19 protein-coding genes and 2 tRNA genes are annotated in these 18,611 nt (G+C 40.5%); 13 read left to right on the top strand and 8 right to left on the bottom strand.

Features of this window, described 5'->3' with window-relative positions:
- Positions 1 to 72 precede the first annotated feature (72 nt).
- The 5 genes from FTU34_RS08850 to FTU34_RS08830 all read left to right on the top strand — a co-directional run bounded on the left by FTU34_RS08850 (position 73) and on the right by FTU34_RS08830 (position 2,243).
- Positions 73 to 696, top strand: a complete 624-nt coding sequence (locus FTU34_RS08850; protein WP_180035371.1) for a DUF4238 domain-containing protein — start codon at positions 73 to 75, stop codon at positions 694 to 696.
- 75 nt (positions 697 to 771) lie between these two features.
- The gene (locus FTU34_RS08845; protein WP_180035372.1) at positions 772 to 1,020 is read left to right on the top strand and encodes a hypothetical protein; all 249 of its coding nucleotides are present in this window, start codon (positions 772 to 774) and stop codon (positions 1,018 to 1,020) included.
- A 113-nt stretch (positions 1,021 to 1,133) separates the two neighbouring features.
- Positions 1,134 to 1,655: a PadR family transcriptional regulator gene (locus FTU34_RS08840; protein WP_180035373.1), complete on the top strand. Its 522-nt coding sequence runs from the start codon at positions 1,134 to 1,136 to the stop codon at positions 1,653 to 1,655.
- The gene (locus FTU34_RS08835; RefSeq protein WP_180011006.1) at positions 1,652 to 1,969 is read left to right on the top strand and encodes a DUF3861 domain-containing protein; all 318 of its coding nucleotides are present in this window, start codon (positions 1,652 to 1,654) and stop codon (positions 1,967 to 1,969) included. The genes FTU34_RS08840 and FTU34_RS08835 overlap by 4 nt, the downstream gene beginning before the upstream one ends.
- Before the next feature lie 13 nt (positions 1,970 to 1,982).
- Positions 1,983 to 2,243 (top strand): DUF2798 domain-containing protein, encoded by a 261-nt coding sequence (locus FTU34_RS08830; RefSeq protein ID WP_180026651.1) that lies wholly within the window; start codon positions 1,983 to 1,985, stop codon positions 2,241 to 2,243.
- A gap of 13 nt (positions 2,244 to 2,256) precedes the next feature.
- On the opposite strand, the gene FTU34_RS08825 is transcribed toward FTU34_RS08830, so the two are convergent.
- Complete coding sequence (locus FTU34_RS08825) at positions 2,257 to 2,607, bottom strand: co-chaperone YbbN (RefSeq protein ID WP_180035374.1); 351 nt, start codon at positions 2,605 to 2,607, stop codon at positions 2,257 to 2,259.
- A 131-nt stretch (positions 2,608 to 2,738) separates the two neighbouring features.
- Here FTU34_RS08825 and FTU34_RS08820 point away from each other — a divergent pair, with 131 nt between their 5' ends.
- Positions 2,739 to 3,731 (top strand): NAD(P)H-quinone oxidoreductase, encoded by a 993-nt coding sequence (locus FTU34_RS08820; RefSeq protein WP_180035375.1) that lies wholly within the window; start codon positions 2,739 to 2,741, stop codon positions 3,729 to 3,731.
- A 498-nt stretch (positions 3,732 to 4,229) separates the two neighbouring features.
- Here the strand turns inward: FTU34_RS08820 and FTU34_RS08815 are convergent.
- Positions 4,230 to 4,315, bottom strand: a tRNA-Leu gene (locus tag FTU34_RS08815).
- A gap of 10 nt (positions 4,316 to 4,325) precedes the next feature.
- Positions 4,326 to 4,399 (bottom strand) — tRNA-Cys (locus FTU34_RS08810).
- A gap of 152 nt (positions 4,400 to 4,551) precedes the next feature.
- Here FTU34_RS08810 and folD point away from each other — a divergent pair.
- Both folD and FTU34_RS08800 read left to right on the top strand, forming a co-directional pair.
- Positions 4,552 to 5,400 carry a bifunctional methylenetetrahydrofolate dehydrogenase/methenyltetrahydrofolate cyclohydrolase FolD gene (folD, locus tag FTU34_RS08805; protein WP_078192972.1) on the top strand — a complete coding sequence of 283 codons (849 nt, stop codon included), beginning with the start codon at positions 4,552 to 4,554 and terminating at the stop codon, positions 5,398 to 5,400.
- A gap of 263 nt (positions 5,401 to 5,663) precedes the next feature.
- On the top strand, positions 5,664 to 6,332 hold the full coding sequence (locus FTU34_RS08800) for a methyltransferase (protein ID WP_078189884.1): 669 nt from the start codon (positions 5,664 to 5,666) through the stop codon (positions 6,330 to 6,332).
- A gap of 67 nt (positions 6,333 to 6,399) precedes the next feature.
- Here FTU34_RS08800 and FTU34_RS08795 read toward each other — a convergent pair whose 3' ends face one another.
- The 3 genes from FTU34_RS08795 to FTU34_RS08785 all read right to left on the bottom strand — a co-directional run bounded on the left by FTU34_RS08795 (position 6,400) and on the right by FTU34_RS08785 (position 9,952).
- Positions 6,400 to 6,828 carry a hypothetical protein gene (locus tag FTU34_RS08795; protein WP_078193296.1) on the bottom strand — a complete coding sequence of 143 codons (429 nt, stop codon included), beginning with the start codon at positions 6,826 to 6,828 and terminating at the stop codon, positions 6,400 to 6,402.
- A 197-nt stretch (positions 6,829 to 7,025) separates the two neighbouring features.
- Positions 7,026 to 8,345 carry an MFS transporter gene (locus FTU34_RS08790; protein ID WP_180035376.1) on the bottom strand — a complete coding sequence of 440 codons (1,320 nt, stop codon included), beginning with the start codon at positions 8,343 to 8,345 and terminating at the stop codon, positions 7,026 to 7,028.
- Between the two features lie 287 nt (positions 8,346 to 8,632).
- Positions 8,633 to 9,952, bottom strand: a complete 1,320-nt coding sequence (locus tag FTU34_RS08785) for an MFS transporter (protein ID WP_078192971.1) — start codon at positions 9,950 to 9,952, stop codon at positions 8,633 to 8,635.
- 341 nt (positions 9,953 to 10,293) lie between these two features.
- Here FTU34_RS08785 and glpD point away from each other — a divergent pair, with 341 nt between their 5' ends.
- Entirely contained in the window at positions 10,294 to 11,811 is a 1,518-nt protein-coding gene (gene glpD / locus FTU34_RS08780) for a glycerol-3-phosphate dehydrogenase (protein WP_180035377.1), read from the top strand.
- 80 nt (positions 11,812 to 11,891) lie between these two features.
- Here glpD and FTU34_RS08775 read toward each other — a convergent pair whose 3' ends face one another.
- Complete coding sequence (locus FTU34_RS08775) at positions 11,892 to 13,724, bottom strand: phosphoenolpyruvate carboxykinase (GTP) (RefSeq protein ID WP_180007483.1); 1,833 nt, start codon at positions 13,722 to 13,724, stop codon at positions 11,892 to 11,894.
- Between the two features lie 412 nt (positions 13,725 to 14,136).
- Between FTU34_RS08775 and FTU34_RS08770 the strand changes: the two genes are divergently transcribed.
- The 4 genes from FTU34_RS08770 (at position 14,137) to groL (ending at position 18,023) form a co-directional block, all read left to right on the top strand.
- A complete protein-coding gene (locus tag FTU34_RS08770; RefSeq protein WP_078192968.1) occupies positions 14,137 to 15,075 on the top strand; it encodes a diacylglycerol kinase family protein in 939 nt (312 codons plus the stop codon).
- Complete coding sequence (locus tag FTU34_RS08765; protein WP_180035378.1) at positions 15,056 to 15,841, top strand: metallophosphoesterase; 786 nt, start codon at positions 15,056 to 15,058, stop codon at positions 15,839 to 15,841. The genes FTU34_RS08770 and FTU34_RS08765 overlap by 20 nt, the downstream gene beginning before the upstream one ends.
- 183 nt (positions 15,842 to 16,024) lie before the next feature.
- Positions 16,025 to 16,315, top strand: coding sequence for a co-chaperone GroES (gene groES / locus FTU34_RS08760; protein WP_078192966.1), 291 nt, complete (start codon positions 16,025 to 16,027; stop codon positions 16,313 to 16,315).
- A 73-nt stretch (positions 16,316 to 16,388) separates the two neighbouring features.
- Positions 16,389 to 18,023 carry a chaperonin GroEL gene (groL, locus tag FTU34_RS08755; RefSeq protein WP_078192965.1) on the top strand — a complete coding sequence of 545 codons (1,635 nt, stop codon included), beginning with the start codon at positions 16,389 to 16,391 and terminating at the stop codon, positions 18,021 to 18,023.
- Positions 18,024 to 18,102: 79 nt separating this feature from the next.
- Here the strand turns inward: groL and FTU34_RS08750 are convergent, their stop codons facing one another.
- A complete protein-coding gene (locus FTU34_RS08750) occupies positions 18,103 to 18,585 on the bottom strand; it encodes a copper resistance protein NlpE (RefSeq protein ID WP_180007485.1) in 483 nt (160 codons plus the stop codon).
- Positions 18,586 to 18,611 lie beyond the last annotated feature (26 nt).

Raw genomic sequence — 18,611 nt, 5'->3', positions numbered from 1 at the left:
TTTAAAAAAGACCCGCTGAAAAGCGGGTCTTTTTATTGTTATAATGAGTATTAAAATTAAAAAGTAAATATTATGAAGATAAATGGTGTTGCAACGATACAGCATTATGTTCCGCAATGTATTTTAAGAAATTTTAAAAGTGGCAAGAAAGACCAAATTTATGTTCTAGATAAAATTAGAAAAAAAATCTATCTCTCAAATATTAAAAATGTCGCTAGTGAGAGATATTTTTATAATATTGAAATAGATGGAGAGGCTATTACTCTTGAGGATTATTTTGGAACAAAAGTGGAACCCAAAATTAATAATATCCTAAATAGAATTAGTGAAAATAAAAATCTGAATGTCTTGTCAACGGATGAAAAAATATTTTTGAGTGAATATATTTGTATCCAATATTTAAGAACTAAGAGTCATAGAGAATCAGTTAAAGATTTGATTATGAAAATGGTTGAAAAATTAAAAGGATTTGGTATTCCAGAGGTCAAAAATTTTTCATTTGATGATGTAAATACAAGAGTTGCACAAATAACAACTATGAATCTTTTAACTTTATCTAAAGAATTGCTTCCTTGTATGTTGGATAAAAAGTGGTTTTTATTAAATTCTTTTGATGCAGGGTTTTGTATTGGTGACGCACCAATAGTATTACGTAATTACACTATTAATCCAGTTTTTGGCGATCCTGATATTTGATTTGGATCAAAAGGCATAGAAATTTATTTTCCCATTAGTCCAAATTTATGTATAGCAGCTATATGCTCTAGTCATATGGAAAAATTGGAGAAAGCTAGATCATTTCCTAATTATGATAAACCGGGAATGACAATTCTTGGAGCTATTGAATTGGGCAGTTACTTTAATGTCACAAAATCTTATGAGCAATATTTGAACCGATTGCAGTTTAATTTATCGGAGCAGTTTTTATTTTCACAAAGTGAAAGTGAATTGAAAGAGTATTTAAATTTAGTATTAAGCAATTCTGAGGTTATCGGTCAAAAAAGATTTAAATTTTATTGAGTGTGTCATAGCTGTTTGTAAATTTAACCATTTAGTACTAAATGGGGATGGTTGAAAATTAGGTAAACTTAATTTAAGATATATCTTAATTAATCTTAAGGTGTATCTTCGCAATGTCAAATTCAGACCTTCTCGACAGTAGCGATAGTCTAGTCAAAACCCGAAAACGCTTGTTTGAAGCAGGGCACATGAAACTATTGGTGCTGCATCTTATTTCCCAAGCGCCTAAATTCAGCTACGACATTATTAAAGATGTTGGTGCAATCGTAGGCGGCGGTTACAGCCCAAGCACAGGGACAATTTACCCAACGCTGAATTACTTAGAAGAACAGCAATACATACACGCAGAACTAAATGCGGAAGACCGTAAACAATACAGCGTTACGCAGTCAGGCTTAGCGCATCTGGATGCAGAAAAAGCCACTGTAGAGAAAATTCTGTGCCGTTTTGATACCCGTAAGCAAATACATAACAACGAACAATACGTTGATATCAAACGTGCGATGGAAAACTTAAAAGCATCATTACGCATCAAAATTCAGCACTGTGAACTGACACCTGAACAGGTGTATGCCATTGCAGAAAAAATCGATCAGGCGGCCGTCGAAATCAGCCGTATGGAGGTGACACAATGAAACAGCATCAATATGAAATTACGCTCAAACACATTGCCGATGCACAGGGCAATCCATCGACCTATACCGAAGCTTTGCAGTTTAATGCTTACAACCATGATGACATGTTTAAGGTGCTGGAGCATTTGACCAAAGCGCAATTGTTAGATGATGAAAAGACCAAAGCCTTTGCTGTGGGTCTGAAACTGTTTGGTGAAACCTTGTTGGAAAATAAAGACCATCCTTTATTTAAAGATTTCATGCCGCATTTCGGCCAATTTATGAAAACACTAAAACAAACCGTAAAAGCCCAGAACGCAGCCCAAGACGAATAATAGGTATTTACAGATGAATCAACTCCCAAAATTTCATCCCAAACACATGACTTGGCTGATGCCTCTAATTCTGTCCGGCATTATGAGCGGTTCAATTTCCTGCTTTAACATGCTGATGAATAAAGGTTTAGTTGAAGGTTTTCTTGGCATTTGGCTGCGTGCATGGAGCATGTCATGGATGATGGCCTTTCCGCTCATTTTGATCGTGTTGCCATTGGTGCGTAATACGTTAATGAAGTTTGTACGCCTACCGAATGAGCCTGCATCCAAATAAAAGGTACATCCGTTTAGTCATGAGTTGAGGGTGACTGCATAGCATCTTGAATGATGGCTGTTAATTCAGTCAGTGATTTGACACCTGCAATACGTTGAATCACTTTCCCACGATAAAACAGCAAGGTTGAAGGCAGTCCATAAACGTTATAACGCAAGGTAAGTATCGGTGAGGAATCAATATTCACTATGCCAAATTTAAGCCGTGTATGCTGCGCTGACATTTGGCTTGCACACTGCTCAAATACAGGGAAGTTCTGCACACAGGGCGCGCACCAGTCTGCATAGAAACGAATCACGGCAAAACCATCAAACCATTCATAGTCGCTGGCGTTATCTTCATTGTATTCAACGATCTGAGACATGCTTGGCCTATTATTCATTTACGAAATACAGTACAGATTATACATAAGTCCATGCTTATTCATTCTGCGGCATTTCTATGTTCAAATAGTGCAGAGATAGATGAATAGTCAATAATTGAAAAGGAAAAACAATGTCACAGCAAAGCATGCAGCAGGTCATTATTACTGAACCGGGCGGTGTCGATAAACTGGCGTATGAAAGCGTTGCCATCCCAGATGTGAAAGCGGATGAAGTGTTGGTTAAAGTGCATGCCTTTGGTATTAACCGTCCAGACATTTTACAGCGCCAAGGCTTGTACCCAATGCCGAAAGGGGTAACACCAGTACCGGGTCTGGAAGTGGCGGGTGAAGTAGTTGCTGTGGGTGCAGATGTCACTTTGTTTAAAGTGGGTGATAAAGTCTGCGGTCTGACCAATGGTGGCGGTTATGCTGAGTATTGTGTTGTACCTGAAAGCCAAACCTTGAGTATTCCTGAAGGTGTGAGCTTTACTCAAGCAGCGGCCATTCCTGAAACGTTTTTTACAGTTTGGGCAAATGTATTCCAAATGGGTAAAGCCAAAGCAGGTGAAACGGTGCTGATTCATGGTGGAACCAGTGGTATTGGAACCACGGCAATCATGCTGTGTAATGCGTTGGGCATGAAAACATTTGCAACAGTCGGTTCAGATGAAAAAGTGGCAGCGATCTCTGATATCACGCATGCGATTAACTACAAGACTCAAGACTTTGAGCAAGTGATTAATGAAGCGACCAATGAGCAAGGTGTAGATGTTATTTTAGATATCGTGGGTGCACCGTATTTAGCACAGAACTTAAATCTATTACGTCGTGATGGTCGTTTGGTCTATATCGCCTTCTTAGGTGGTGCAAAAGCCAAAGAAGTGAAGTTGGGTCAAATCATGATGAAGCGTTTGACCATTACAGGCTCAACCATGCGTGCGCGTAATACTGCAGAAAAAGCAGAGATTGCCAAAGGCATTCAGGAAAATGTTGTTCCGTTATGGTCTAAAGGTGAATGCCTGCCAATGATTTACAAAACATTTAAGTTTGACCAAATTCAAGAAGCACATGCAGCCATGGATACAGGCGAGCATGTGGGTAAGATTGTGGTTGAAGTGATCTAAAGGATTATTTTTAAAACGCGATGTATTTGCAGGGTGTTTTAAAATAATTAAAGAGGGCAATGTCCCTCTTTTTTATTGTATTCCTATCTGATTTGACGCAGTAACATCAAAAGCACAATTTGATTCAAATAAAAGAATGATACGCGGTAAGGTCATCCGCAAGTGTATGAGACAGGGTTGTTTTTAATCAAAAATGTTTTTGCAATACTTTGAATAAGTAGACGCTAGTGAACGAGTTTTGTCGGTGAGGTGCATTGCACCGCAAGATGGTTTCCTTGCGAAGCTTCGCTTCTCATTTTGCCGAAACAAAAGTACCTCCAGCCGAAGGCTAATCCCTTTATTCAATCCCTAGATGTAAGACTCTGTCGAGTAGATTTAAATATCGGTAAATAATGTGAAATTACTTTTACGTGCGTAACATCTGTTGCTAAATTTTAGGCATAAAAAAACCAGCTTATCGCTGGGTTCTTTATTACACCATCTTCAGTAGTAGAAGAATGGTGCCCGAGGCCAGACTCGAACTGGCACGCTTTGTGGGCGGGGGATTTTAAATCCCCTGTGTCTACCGATTTCACCACTCGGGCTTAACAAGATTGGAGGCGGAGGTCGGAATCGAACCGGCGTACACGGAGTTGCAGTCCGCTGCATGACCACTCTGCCACCCCGCCATGTCTTGTTGATGCGTATATTAGCAAGCTCTGAAAAAAAAACAATAGCAGATTCATCTGTATGAGCATAAAAGCAGCATACAAGGTAAAAAATTTAAAATAATCATGTATTATGTGCAAAATTGATTCATATCATCACTTGGAGAAGTGCCGTGGCATTAGTTTTAGATGGTCGTGCATTGGCGAAGAAAATTGAAGCTGACTTGTTGACTCGCGTAGAAGCGCTAAAAGAGAAAACTGGTCGTACCCCAATTCTTGCGACTATTTTGGTAGGTGACGATGGTGCATCTGCAACTTATGTACGTATGAAAGGGAATGCTTGCCGCCGTGTTGGTATGGATTCATTAAAAGTTGAGCTTCCTAAAGAAACTACAACTGAGCAATTACTTGCTGAAATTGAAAAATTAAATGCAAACCCAGATGTTCACGGTATTTTGTTACAACACCCAGTACCTGCTCAAATTGACGAACGTGCTTGCTTCGATGCAATCTCTCTTGAAAAAGACGTAGATGGCGTGACTTGCTTAGGTTTTGGTCGTATGGCAATGGGTGAAGCTGCGTATGGTTCTGCGACTCCTGCAGGTATCATGACCATTCTAAAAGAAAACAACATTGAAATCGCAGGTAAGCATGCGGTTGTTGTGGGTCGTTCTGCAATTTTGGGCAAACCAATGTCTGCAATGCTGCTAGAAGCGAATGCAACAGTGACCACTTGCCACTCACGTACTCAAAACTTAGCTGACTTTGTTAAGCAAGCTGACATTATTGTGGGTGCGGTAGGTAAAGCTGAATTAATTCAAAAAGATTGGATCAAACCAGGTGCAGTGGTTGTTGATGCTGGCTTTCATCCACGTGATGGCGGCGGTGTAGGTGATATCCAATTGGTGGGTATTGAAGAAGTTGCTTCTGCTTATACACCAGTACCGGGTGGTGTAGGTCCTATGACCATTACAACGTTGATTCGTCAAACTGTTGAAGCTGCTGAAAAAGCGTTGGGTTAATCTTTTAATAAAAAGATATTAAAGTCACAACGGAGTCTTACCGTTGTGACTAAAATGTAAGAAGCTCGTATGTTACTTTTGTTTCGGCAAAAGTAACCAAAACCATTTGTTATCTGCTGAACTCGACAGAATCAGTCTTTTGATTAATGGTATCGCAGAAACAGTGTTCATTCGATTAAGGTCTGTCTCGCACAGCAGCAGATGACGATGTCGCATATCTAATACGTTTATAAATTCAAATAAAATCATCTCCAAGGCTTAATATGAGCTGTACTTTCCAATTCCCCAAAGCCCCTGAACATTTACTGAAAGCACTGCATGAAGTCATTCCGCATTGTGAATTACATGCACAACAGTTGCCTGAAACCCCCATTTCTTTATGGTTGATCCCACCGGTATTTCCAACCGATAAATTGGATGATGAAGTCATTCGTCGTATATGGAATGATACGCCGTATTGGATCTTTTGTTGGGCTTCAGGGCTTGCAATGGCGCAGTGGTTGTTGGCAGAGCCGCATCATGTCAAAGATAAAGTGGTGTTGGACTTTGGTGCAGGTTCAGGCGTGGTGGCGATTGCCGCGAAAATGGCAGGGGCGAAACGCGTGATCTGCTGTGACATCGACCAAGTGAGCCTAGATGCCTGCCGTGCCAATGCAGAGCTGAATAATGTCGAGCTCGAATATTTGGACGATCTGTATAAAGCCGAACAAGTCGATATTTTATTGGCTGCCGACGTGCTATATGACCAATGCAACCGTTTCTTTTTGGATGAATTTTTAAAGTTTGCTCCAGAAGTGTGGGTGGCAGACAGTCGTGTGAAAAACTTTAGTCATCCTAAATATGAAAAACTCGATGAACGAAGCGCAACGACATGGCCTGATTTGGATGAATCACCTGAGTTTCGAAATGTGAGTTTTTATAAAACCCTATAAATATTGAACCGATAAAAAATAAGACGCTTTAAGCGTCTTATCTTTGTCTTTTAAACTGCAAATTTGATTAAGAACAGGTATAGCGAACCACACGTAAGGTTGCAGGGCGAGCATCGAGTGCATCACGTGCGCCTAAGTTTTCAGAGTTACGAAGGTCTGGAGTATTTGACAGTCCAAAGTTCGCACGTGTATTACCAATTTGACGGCCGTACTGAGTATTTTCTAGAGCAGGATTTGCAATTTCGTTCACGCTTAAGATTTGTAATTTATAGGTCTTTTGCGTATTTAATACTTTTTGGCAAGCACGTTGTAATTTGTTGGCATCCAGTTGTTGGTTTTGGCGACCCGCTAAAGTATATGCAAGTGTTGCGCTATCTGCAGATTTGGACTCTATTTGAAAGCCTGTTTGACCATTAAAAGCACGTGGAGTGCTTTGGCAAGCAGCCATCGACATTGCAACAATACCTAAACTTAAAACTTTGTAAATATTTTTCATCATTCATTCGCCGTGTGTATTTGTATGCTCAGTATGCCATAGTCCGTCTGTCGACTCGATGGGAAAACCAAGAAAGCAAAAGAAGTTTGATTAAATCTTTGATGCAGCCGAAACGAAGAGTAGATGGAAATTGATATAAAAAAAGCTCATCAAAATAGGCTTTGATGAGCTTAAGTGTAATAGCAGGGCTGAGCGACTTAATCGTCAGTGATCATGCTATGTTTTTTCGTATCTTTCATGAAGACATACGTGATCAAAGATAAACCAATCATGAACGTAATGTAGTAGAAGAAGTAGTTTTCATGGCCTGCATTTTTGAAGCTCAAAGCTACAAGTTCTGCTGTACCACCAAAGAGAGTATTTGCAATGGCATAAGGCAATGCAACACCTAGGGCACGGATGTGTGCAGGGAACAACTCAGCTTTTACTACGGCATTAATCGCAGTATAACCAGTGACAATCACCATACCGCTCATACAAAGCATAAATGCTGTGGTTGGGCTAGTCGTAGAACCGATACCGTTGAAAATTGGAATGGTAAACAGCACACCAAGCACACCAAAGGCGATCATAATTGGCTTACGACCAATTTTGTCTGAAAGCGCACCGACAGCAGGTTGTAAAAGCATGAAGATGAAAATTGCAGCAGTGGTAATTTCAGTTGCTGTGGTTTTTTCAAAGCCAGACGTGTTGACCAAATATTTTTGTAAATATGTGGTAAAAGTGTTGAACGCTAAAGTACCACCGGCAGTCAACATGATCACAGTGAAGGCTTGTTTAGGGTATTTGGTAAATAACGCTAAAGCACCTGATTTTGGACCACCATTTTTAGCTTGTTCTTGAGCTTCTTTAGAGGATTGAGTTTCAACTAAACCGCGACGAATCCAGAACACCACTATAGCGAGCAACGCACCGATGAAGAACGGAACACGCCAGCCCCATTCAGTTAAAGCTTGTTCTGAGAAATTGCGTTGTAGGATAATTAAAACGCAAAGAGCCAATAGCTGACCTGAAATCAGTGTGACATATTGGAAACTTGAGAAGAAACCACGATGGTTTTTACCTGCCATTTCAGTCAAATAGGTCGCACTAGAGCCATATTCACCGCCGACACTTAAGCCTTGGAGTAAACGCGCTAAAAGTAGAATAGCGGGTGCGAGCATCCCTACAGAATCGTAGGTTGGCGCACATGCGATCATCAGTGAGCCGACACACATCAACGATACAGACAGCGTCAAACCTGCTTTACGACCTTTACGGTCCGCATAAATACCCATGACCCATGCGCCGATTGGACGCATTAAGAAACCGAGTGCAAAGACTGCAGCTGCTTGTAAGAGTTTTACAGTATTGTCACCGTCAGGGAAAAATTGCGGTGCAAAGTAAAGGGTAAAAGCAGCGTAGACATACCAGTCGTACCATTCAACGAGGTTGCCGGCAGATCCGCCGAGGATAGATTTGACACGAGTTTTTCTATCCAATTGTTCAGGAAAAACTGGCTCAGATGAGTTTGACACATCATTCTCCAAGGAATGAATGCAAAACATATCCATTTAAACTCTTTGAGAAAAGTTTAAATCAATATATTTTGTCGAAATGGGAGATGGAACTATATTTATTTAATTTATACTCCTGTTGTCGCAGAAAATCATGCGACTTTAGTCTATAAAATGCGATTTTTTTAAACAGATACATTTTTCACGACTAAATGAAAACAACAAAGCCTCATCGATTGAGGCTTTGATTGGAAACACATGCTGTTTTTGATCAGCTTGATCAATAAGTCGTCATCAAATAATTCTGATCAATGCTCCTGAATTTTGGAATGGTGTTTGGTGTCTTTCATAAAGACGTAGACCAATAACGAAATAAAAATCATGATGGTCACATAGATGAAGAACCAAGACTCGTGACCAGCTTCTTTAAAACTTAGCGCAAAGAATTCTGCCGTACCACCAAAGATGGTATTTGCAAGTGCATAAGGCAGCGCAACACCCAATGCGCGAATATGTGCAGGGAACATTTCTGCTTTTACAACCGCATTGATCGAGGTGTATCCCGTGACAATCACTAGACCTGCGAGACAGAGCCAAAATGCGGTCCAATAATCTTGAGTTTGTCCTAAGGCACTAAACAGAACATAGGTGAACAGCACCCCTAAGATCCCGAAGGCGATCATTAGAGGCTTACGACCAATTTTATCGGATAGACCGCCTGCAAGTGGTTGTAAGCACATAAAAATAAACAGTGCTAAAGTGGTGATTTGCGTGGCCTCAGGTTTACTAAAGCCAGAGGTATTGACCAGATATTTTTGCAAATAGGTGGTGTAGGTATAAAAAGCCAATGTACCCCCAGCTGTTAAAAATAACACCGTGAATGCTTCTTTCGGATAATGCTTAAATAGAGAAAATAAGCCTGATTCAGGCTGGTCCTTTTGCTCTTGTGCATTTTTGAAGGACTGGGTTTCTAGCAGGCCACGTCGAATACGGAAAACCACTACCGCTAAGCACGCACCAATAAAGAACGGAATACGCCAGCCCCAATCATGTAATTGTTCTTCTGTCAGCAACCATTGCAAAATAAGTAGTACGCACAGTGCAGTCAACTGACCTGCAATCAGTGTCACATATTGAAAGCTTGAAAAAAAACCACGACGGTCGCGGTCAGCCATTTCACTGAGGTAGGTAGCACTGGCGCCATATTCACCGCCGACACTTAAACCTTGAATTAGTCGTGCAACCACAAGAATAATCGGCGCCAAAATACCAATTTGGTCATGCGTTGGAGAAATGGCAATCATCAATGAGCCGATACACATGAGTGTGACGGAGAGGGTTAAACCTGACTTTCGACCTTTTTTGTCTGAATAGATCCCCATAATCCATGCACCAATGGGTCGCATGAGGAAACCGACTGCAAAGATGGCCGCAGCTTGGAGAAGCTGTGCAGTCTGGCTGCCCTGAGGGAAAAAAGCATGGGCGAAATAGAGGGTGAATGCCGCATAGACATACCAATCGTACCATTCAACAAGATTACCTGCTGAACCTCCGAGAATGGATTTTACTCGGGTCTTTGTATCTAAATTTGATTGAGTAACAATTTCTTCCGTCATTTTAAAATCCATCTTTTTTTATTGTGTGAAAATATCTTATGCGTATCGAAAAGCATGAAATGTAAACTAAAAAAGAGGTTTTGTTGAAAAAGTGTACAAATCAACGGCTTGTCATGAATTTTGCTTTGAATAAGGGTTTGTATATAAAATGATTGATTTCATACTTGAGCCAGGAATTGTTTAAACGTACATTTAAAATATAACTTCTCATTTAATGAGGAATACAAAAACTCAGCGTAAGGATGTTGTGACTAAAATAGGTAACTGGATCAAAAAATGATGATCAATGAGAAAAATAATAAAGCAAAGAAAACGAATCATTGTTGAATAAAAAGATATAGTGGGGGGGAGCAATGAATACACAACAGCAATTAATATATGACATGGTGGTCATTGGTGGTGGAATCAATGGTGTTGGTATTGCTTGTGATGCAGCGGGGCGTGGTTTAAGTGTTTTGCTTTGCGAAAAAGACGATCTCGCGAGCCATACTTCATCTGCAAGTAGTAAATTAATTCATGGTGGTCTTCGCTATTTAGAACATAAAGAATTTCGTTTAGTGCGTGAAGCACTGGCAGAACGCGAAGTTCTGCTTAAAAAAGCCCCCCATATTATTCGACCGATGCGTTTTATCATGCCACATGAACCGCACTTACGTCCGGCTTGGCTAATTCGGACTGGATTATTCTTTTATGATTATTTGGGTAAGCGAGAACAGCTTGCTGGCTCCAATGGTATTGAATTTGATGTGAAAGTTAGTCCTTTAGCACCCAGATTTACTCGAGGGTTTGAATATTCCGACTGCGTTGTGGATGATGCACGCTTGGTTGTACTCAATGCGATACAAGCACGGGAATATGGTGCACAGGTTCTGACTCGAACAGAATGTTTAAATGCATACAGTAAAGCTGGCATTTGGCAAGTGTGTTTAAAAAATGCCAAGGGTTTGCAAAATGTGCAGGCTAAAGTATTGGTGAATGCGGCAGGTCCTTGGGTCGCTGACTTTATAAAACAGGGTTTAAAGCAAGAGTCACCTTATGGTATACGCTTAATACAAGGTAGCCATATCATCGTTGCAAAGCTCTTTGACGGCGATAAAGCTTTTATTATGCAAAATGATGATCATCGCCTTGTCTTTGCGATCCCATATTTAGAACAATATACCTTGATCGGCACGACAGATCGTGAATATCATGCAGACCCAAATCGAGTAAAGATAAGCCAAGAAGAAATTGATTACTTACTTGATGTGTCAAATGATCACTTTAAAACTCAATTGACGCAAACGGACATAATTTCAACCTATTCAGGTGTGCGTCCGCTGTGTGATGATGAATCAGATAATCCAGCAGCAGTCACGCGAGATTATACTTTGGCACTGACCGATGTAGAAGGTGCAGCATTGCTATCAATTTTTGGTGGCAAGCTCACCACCTATCGAAAACTCGCAGAAGCGGCGCTAGATGAACTTAAAACTGTTTTTCATCATCGATCCAAGCCTTGGACTGCTGATACAGCATTACCTGGTGCGGAAAATTTAGAATCAATCGAGCAGTTGATAGCTGAAATCCAACAAAATGTTAAAGGTGTTTCAAACAGTCTAGCAAGTCGTTGGGCGCATGCTTATGGAACACGTGTCTGGATTTTGCTGAATCATTTAACTTCGATTGATGAGCTTGGGCAAAACTTCGGGCATGGCTTGTATGCTCAAGAAGTAGATTATTTGGTTGAGCATGAGTGGGCGAGAAGCTCTGAAGATATTTTGCAAAGACGCACAAACTTATATTTGCAATTCAGTGCATCTGAAGTTGATGTTTTGGACGAGTACTTAATGGCAATACGTATAAAGCAAAAAGCTCAAGATGTGGCTTAGTTGATATAAAAAAGACCGCGCAAGGCGGTCTTTTAAATCTTTCTTAATCCCTCTTTTAAAGGAGGGAAATTAAAGGCCGATTAAGCAGATTTTTTTACAGCTTCTAAAAGTTCGTCTTGACGTACTTTAAGTGCTTTTGGTAAGCGATCACCAAGTTTATTGAACAATTCAGTGTGGCTTTCAAGTTCTTTGATCCATTGATCTTTATCTTGAGAAGTTACAAGCTCGAATTGCTCTTTAGTGAAGTCTGAACCAGTCCAGTTCAATTGTTCGTATGTTGGAACAAGGCCGATAGGTGTTTCAACAGCGTCTGCACGACCTTCACAACGGTCAATGATCCACTCAAGAACACGCATGTTTTGACCGAAACCAGGCCATACAAAGTTACCTTCAGCATCACGACGGAACCAGTTCACGTTGTAGATACCAGGAAGTTTATTGCCAGCAGCTTTAGCTTTAGCAGCAACTTCTTCACCAAGTTCTAACCAGTGAGAGAAGTAGTCAGCCATGTTGTAACCCGCAAATGGAAGCATTGCGAATGGGTCACGACGAACGATACCTTGTTGACCAACAGCAGCAGCAGTTGTTTCAGAGCCCATAGTTGCAGCTTTGTAAACACCGTCAACCCAGTCAAATGCTTCTGAAATTAGAGGCACTGTGTCTGCACGACGACCACCGAAGATGAACGCAGAAATTGGAACACCTGCTGGATTTTCCCAGTCAGCATCAATAGAAGGACATTGACCAGCTGAAACAGTGAAACGAGCATTTGGATGAGCTGCTTTTTCTTCGCCGGTGTGTGGTTGACCTTTCCAGTTAGTCAAGTTAGCAGGCGCTTCTTTAGTAAGACCTTCCCACCATACTTCACCTTCGTCAGTTACAGCAACGTTGGTATAGATTACGTCTTTATGAAGAGTCGCCATACAGTTCGGGTTAGTCTTGGTATTTGTACCAGGTGCTACACCGAAGAAACCAGCTTCAGGGTTGATTGCATATAAACGACCATCTTCACCTGGTTTGATCCAAGCAATATCGTCACCTACAGTTTCAATTTTCCAACCTTCGTAACCCGCTGGTGGAATCAACATCGCGAAGTTTGTTTTACCACAAGCAGAAGGGAATGCAGCTGCGATGTAGTGTTTTTCGCCTTGTGGGTTAGTCACGCCAAGGATGAGCATGTGTTCAGCTAACCAACCTTGTTGACGACCCATAGAAGATGCAATACGTAAAGCTAGGCATTTTTTACCCAACAATGCGTTACCGCCGTAACCAGAACCGTAAGACCAGATTTCACGAGTTTCTGGGTAATGAACGATGTATTTTTCAGGGTTGCAAGGCCAAGCAACGTCTTTTTGACCTTCTTCAAGCGGAGCACCAACAGTGTGTACGCAAGGAATGAAGTCACCGTCAGTACCAAGTACGTCATAAACAGCTTTACCCATACGAGCCATTTTAGACATGCTTACAGCAACGTAAGGAGAATCAGTAAGTTCGATACCGATGTGAGCAATATGAGAACCTAAAGGACCCATAGAGAAAGGAACTACGTATAAAGTACGGCCTTTCATTGAACCGTCAAATAAACCATTCAGACGAGCACGCATTTCAGCTGGAGCTTCCCAGTTGTTTGTTGCGCCTGCATCTTCTTGTTTTTCAGAACAGATGTAAGTACGACCTTCAACACGAGCAACGTCAGAAGGATCAGAATTAGCAAGGTAAGAACCAGGATGTTTTTCTTGGTTAAGTTCTTGCATAGTGCCGTTAGCGATCATCAAGTCGATATAACGTTGATATTCTTCTGCGCTACCGTCACACCATTCGATTTTTGCTGGTTTGGTTAATTTGGCAATTTCTTCCACCCAAGCAATGAGCTTAGGGTGACGAACGAATTCTGGTGCGTTCACTTGGGTCATGGTGAGGCCTATCTCAAAAATGTACTAACCGTACAAAGTATAATCTGCATCATGGGATACATCATGCAGATAAAAGATGAAAAAAAGTGGCTGTATTAAAGCATAAAATCATAAAAAAAATAAGACTAAAGAAGTGGTAGATTTTTTTTGGTAGTTAATGCTATTTATATTAAATATAGATAAAATACAATAACTTAACATATTGTGTGGTGGATTTCCACTTTATTTATTAACGTGATGGACAATATTTTATATAGTTATTTTTAATAAAAACAAAAAGTTGCATGTAATTGATATTTGAGAATTATTATTGATTAAATAAATGGTGGTAATTCGATTTTTACATAAAGGCGCTATTATTTGCTGTTAAATTCGACAAAATACAATACTAAGCGGCCAAGATGTATAAAAAGTGATTAAACAAGCCAAGCCTTTATCTATTATCTATAATAAAAAATCAGGATTTCATGCTGCAAACAAAGATGAAGTCTACGAGGAACTTGTGCGGATTTTATCCGATCATAATTTCGAAATACAGTCATTTGAGCTTGGGCAGGAAGCGAGTTTTGATACTTTAATGAGCAAGGTATTTGCACGCCATAAAGACCCTGATAATTTGGGTGTTGTGGTTGCAGCAGGTGGTGATGGAACCTTAAATGCTGTTGCTCATCAGTTGATGCATACCGATATTCCTATGGGGGTCTTACCTTTGGGCACATTTAATTATGTGGCGCGGGTACTCAATATTCCTCTCGATTTAATTCAAGCGGCACAGGTGATTGCGACAGGCAATAATCGACAGGTGCACGTGGCGCAAATCAATGAACATATCTATTTAAACAATGCCAGTTTGGGCTTGTATCCTTTATTTATACAAAAAAGAGAATTTTATAATCAAAAGTTTGGGCGTTTCCCATTGCATGCTTATACCTCAGGTTTGGATGTGCTGATTCGAGATCGTAAAGAGCTGAAATTGGAAATCGAAGTGGATCATCATATTTATCCAGTCAAAACGCCCTTGATCTTTTTTGGCAATAATCAATTGCAATTGGCCGATTTAAACTTGCAAATCGCTAAAGATGCAGAGGCAGGTAAAGTTGCAGGTGTGGTGGTCGCAAAAAGTGATAAGAAAACGTTATTTAAAATTTTATGGCAATTGATCCGTGGCAATATCGACAATGCACCAGATGTGTATAGTTTTGCCGCTGATGAAGTCACCATACATACCCAACGAAAAAAAATGACCGTTGCTGTGGATGGTGAGATTGTAGAAATGAAACCGCCGCTTAAAATTCGAGTGCAAAAACAAGCCTTAAAGATACGGGTGCCACATGATACTGCATCTGTCTGATCTGCATTTCGGCACTGAAAAGCCAGAGTGTATGCGCGCTATTCAGCAATTTTGTCACGAACAGCGTATCGAGGCCGTGGTTGCCAGTGGAGACTTAACCCAACGTGCGCGCTATCGTCAGTTTTATGCATGTAAGCAATTTTTAGAAAGCTTAAAGTTGCCATATATCGTTGTGCCGGGGAATCATGATATTCCGCTATATCATTTATGGAACCGTGTTTTTAGTCCTTTTGCACGTTATCAACTTTTTTTTGGTGCCATGGAAAATGTACTGGAAACCGAGCATTTTTATTTAATTGGGATCAATAGTATTCGCCGTCGTTACCATACGCGAGGGCATGTATCGCTGGAGCAAATACATCATGTCGATGAATTACTTAAACATGCGCCGCCCAATAAAGTAAAATTAATCATAGCGCATCAACCTTTTTATACGCCGCCCAATGACCCGCATGGTGTGAAAGATTGTCCTGTTCAAGGGCGTTTGGCACTCGAACAGTGGAGTCAACACGGTTTAAATGGTTTATTGCATGGACATTTACATGTTCCAGCCAGCTATGACCTCAATCAGATTTATGCTTTAGGTGCTGCGCATCCAGTTTGGGATATTCATGCTGGCACTGCAACGTCATATCGCCTACACGATAACCTTGCCAACAGTTTTAATGTCATTGATGAGCAGATGAATGTGCAGCATTATTTTTATCATTCAAAGTTAAAAATATTCGAAGAAAATCTTAGTACTCATATTTTGGATGAGCTTTAATCCTTTAAATTTAAATTTTGAAGAAAAAAAATACAAAAAAATGAAAAAAATTAAATTTTGCCCTTGAAGGGTTTTTTTCCATCCCCACAAAAGTGTCATCTAAATTATTTTTTGTCGATGGCTTATGGAAATCAAAATGTCATCGTCTTTTATCTAGTAAATAGACTTAGTCTGGAGTTAACTATGAGCAATATTCGTCCTTTGCATGACAACGTTGTGATTCGCCGTGTTGAAAAGGAAACTAAAACTGCTGGTGGTCTTATTTTAAGTACTTCAGCAGCTGAACAACCTGCTCAAGGCGAAGTAATCGCTGTAGGTAATGGCAAAGTAACTGACAATGGCGTACGTGCATTAGACGTTAAAGTTGGTGACAACGTATTGTTTGGCACTTATGCCGGTACAAAAGTAAAAGTAGCAGGCGAAGAGCTTCTTATTATGAAAGAGTCTGACATCTTAGCGGTACTTGAAGCTTAAGTTTCGTACACGCATTTAGACCCTTTTATTCATCATAAATTGTTAAAAATTTTAAAAAGATTCGGAGTTAGACATGTCAGCTAAAGACGTAAAATTTGGTGATTCAGCGCGTTCAAAAATGATCGCGGGTGTAAATGTACTTGCAGATGCTGTAAAAGTGACTTTAGGTCCTAAAGGCCGTAACGTTGTCATCGATCGTTCTTTCGGTGCACCGCACATCACTAAAGATGGTGTTTCTGTTGCTAAAGAAATCACGTTAAAAGACAAGTTTGAAAACATGGGCGCTCAGCTAGTTCGTGAAGTGTCTTCAAAAACCAACGACATCGCGGGTGACGGTACAACAACTGCAACTGTTCTTGCACAAGCAATCCTTAATGAAGGGATTAAATCAGTAACTGCGGGTATGAACCCAATGGATCTTAAACGCGGTATCGACATCGCGGTTAAAGCTGTAGTTGCTGAAATTAAAGCGACTGCAAAACCTGCATCTGACTCTAAAGCGATTGAACAAGTAGGTTCTATTTCTGCGAACTCTGACACCACTGTTGGTAAACTTATTGCTCAAGCAATGGAAAAAGTTGGTAAAGAGGGTGTAATTACAGTTGAAGAGGGTTCAGGCTTTGAAGATTCTCTAGATGTTGTAGAGGGTATGCAGTTTGACCGTGGTTACATCAGCCCGTACTTTGCAAACAAGCAAGATACACTAACAGCTGAACTTGAAAACCCATACATTCTTCTTGTTGATAAAAAAATCAGCAACATCCGCGAATTAATTGCTGTACTTGAAGCTGTTGCTAAAACAGGTAAACCGCTTCTTATCATTGCTGAAGATGTTGAAGGTGAAGCACTTGCAACTCTTGTTGTAAACAACATGCGTGGCATTATCAAAGTTTGTGCTGTTAAAGCACCTGGTTTTGGTGATCGTCGTAAAGCGATGCTTCAAGACATCGCGATTTTAACTGGCGCGACTGTAGTTTCTGAAGAGGTTGGTATGTCTTTAGACCAAACTACACTTGAGCACTTAGGTACAGCGCATAAAGTTACTGTTTCTAAAGAAAACACAGTAATTGTTGATGGTGCAGGTGTTGCAGAGCAAATTGCTGAACGTGTAACTCAAATTCGTGCTCAAATTGAAGAATCAACTTCAGAATACGACAAAGAAAAACTTCAAGAACGCGTTGCTAAATTGGCAGGCGGTGTTGCTGTAATCAAAATCGGCGCTGCAACTGAAGTTGAAATGAAAGAGAAGAAAGATCGCGTTGACGATGCACTTCATGCAACTCGTGCTGCAGTTGAAGAAGGTGTTGTAGCAGGTGGTGGTGTTGCACTTGTACGTGCTGCAAAAGCACTTGAAGGTGTGTCTGGTGCTAACGATGACCAAAATGTAGGTATTAACATTTTACGTCGTGCAATTGAAGCGCCACTTCGTCAAATCGTTGCAAACTCTGGTGATGAGCCATCAGTTGTAATCAATGCTGTGAAAAACGGTGAAGGTAACTTCGGTTATAACGCTGCGACTTCAGAGTATGGCGATATGTTAGAAATGGGTATTCTTGACCCAGCTAAAGTAACACGTTCTGCGCTTGAGCATGCTGCATCTGTTGCGGGCTTAATGCTTACAACTGAATGTATGATTACTGAAATCCCAGAAGATAAACCTGCTATGCCTGATATGGGCGGTATGGGTGGCATGGGCGGTATGATGTAATTCATACTGATCATCCGATCTAAAAAATCCCCGCTACTTGCGGGGATTTTTTTATAACAATCCTAGTTAGAGTAAAACACTAATCAAGCTTTTTGGTGAGTTTAAGATTTACTTCAGGCATTTCTAGTTTTTCACCTTTATCACCACGAAGCTCAATAAAGTTTTCACCTACAAAGTAAATTCGATTGTCGCCCTCGGCATCAAGTTGAATCATTCCAGGTTGATCTGGCAAGAACTTAAAACTGCCTTTCACTTTATTTTCAGTGTTCGCAGGTTTACCTAAAAATTCTTGGCTGAGTTCATAGCTCTTATCAAGTTTGAGTTCAAGTTCAGTTTCAATCCCTTTGCAATCATGGCAAGGCAGAATTCCTTTATATTCACCCGCCCAATCAAGTGCATTTTCGGTGTTATCACCTGTGGCAATCGGACTTTCTGAGGCTGCGTCTGTATTGGCAATGACATTATTATCTGGTGGTGTCGCAGTTTCAGATTCATTGCTGGTTTTTGAACATGCCGTTAAGGTTGCACTGACCATACAGAGAGCGAGCATTAGTTTTTTCATGAGATTTATACACCGTATGTACCCAA

This window comes from Acinetobacter sp. YH12094, from assembly GCF_013419295.1.
In the GTDB taxonomy this organism is placed as follows: domain Bacteria; phylum Pseudomonadota; class Gammaproteobacteria; order Pseudomonadales; family Moraxellaceae; genus Acinetobacter; species Acinetobacter amyesii.
Note: the sequence above shows the minus strand (reverse complement) of the source record. Positions and strands in the feature narration are given on the sequence as shown.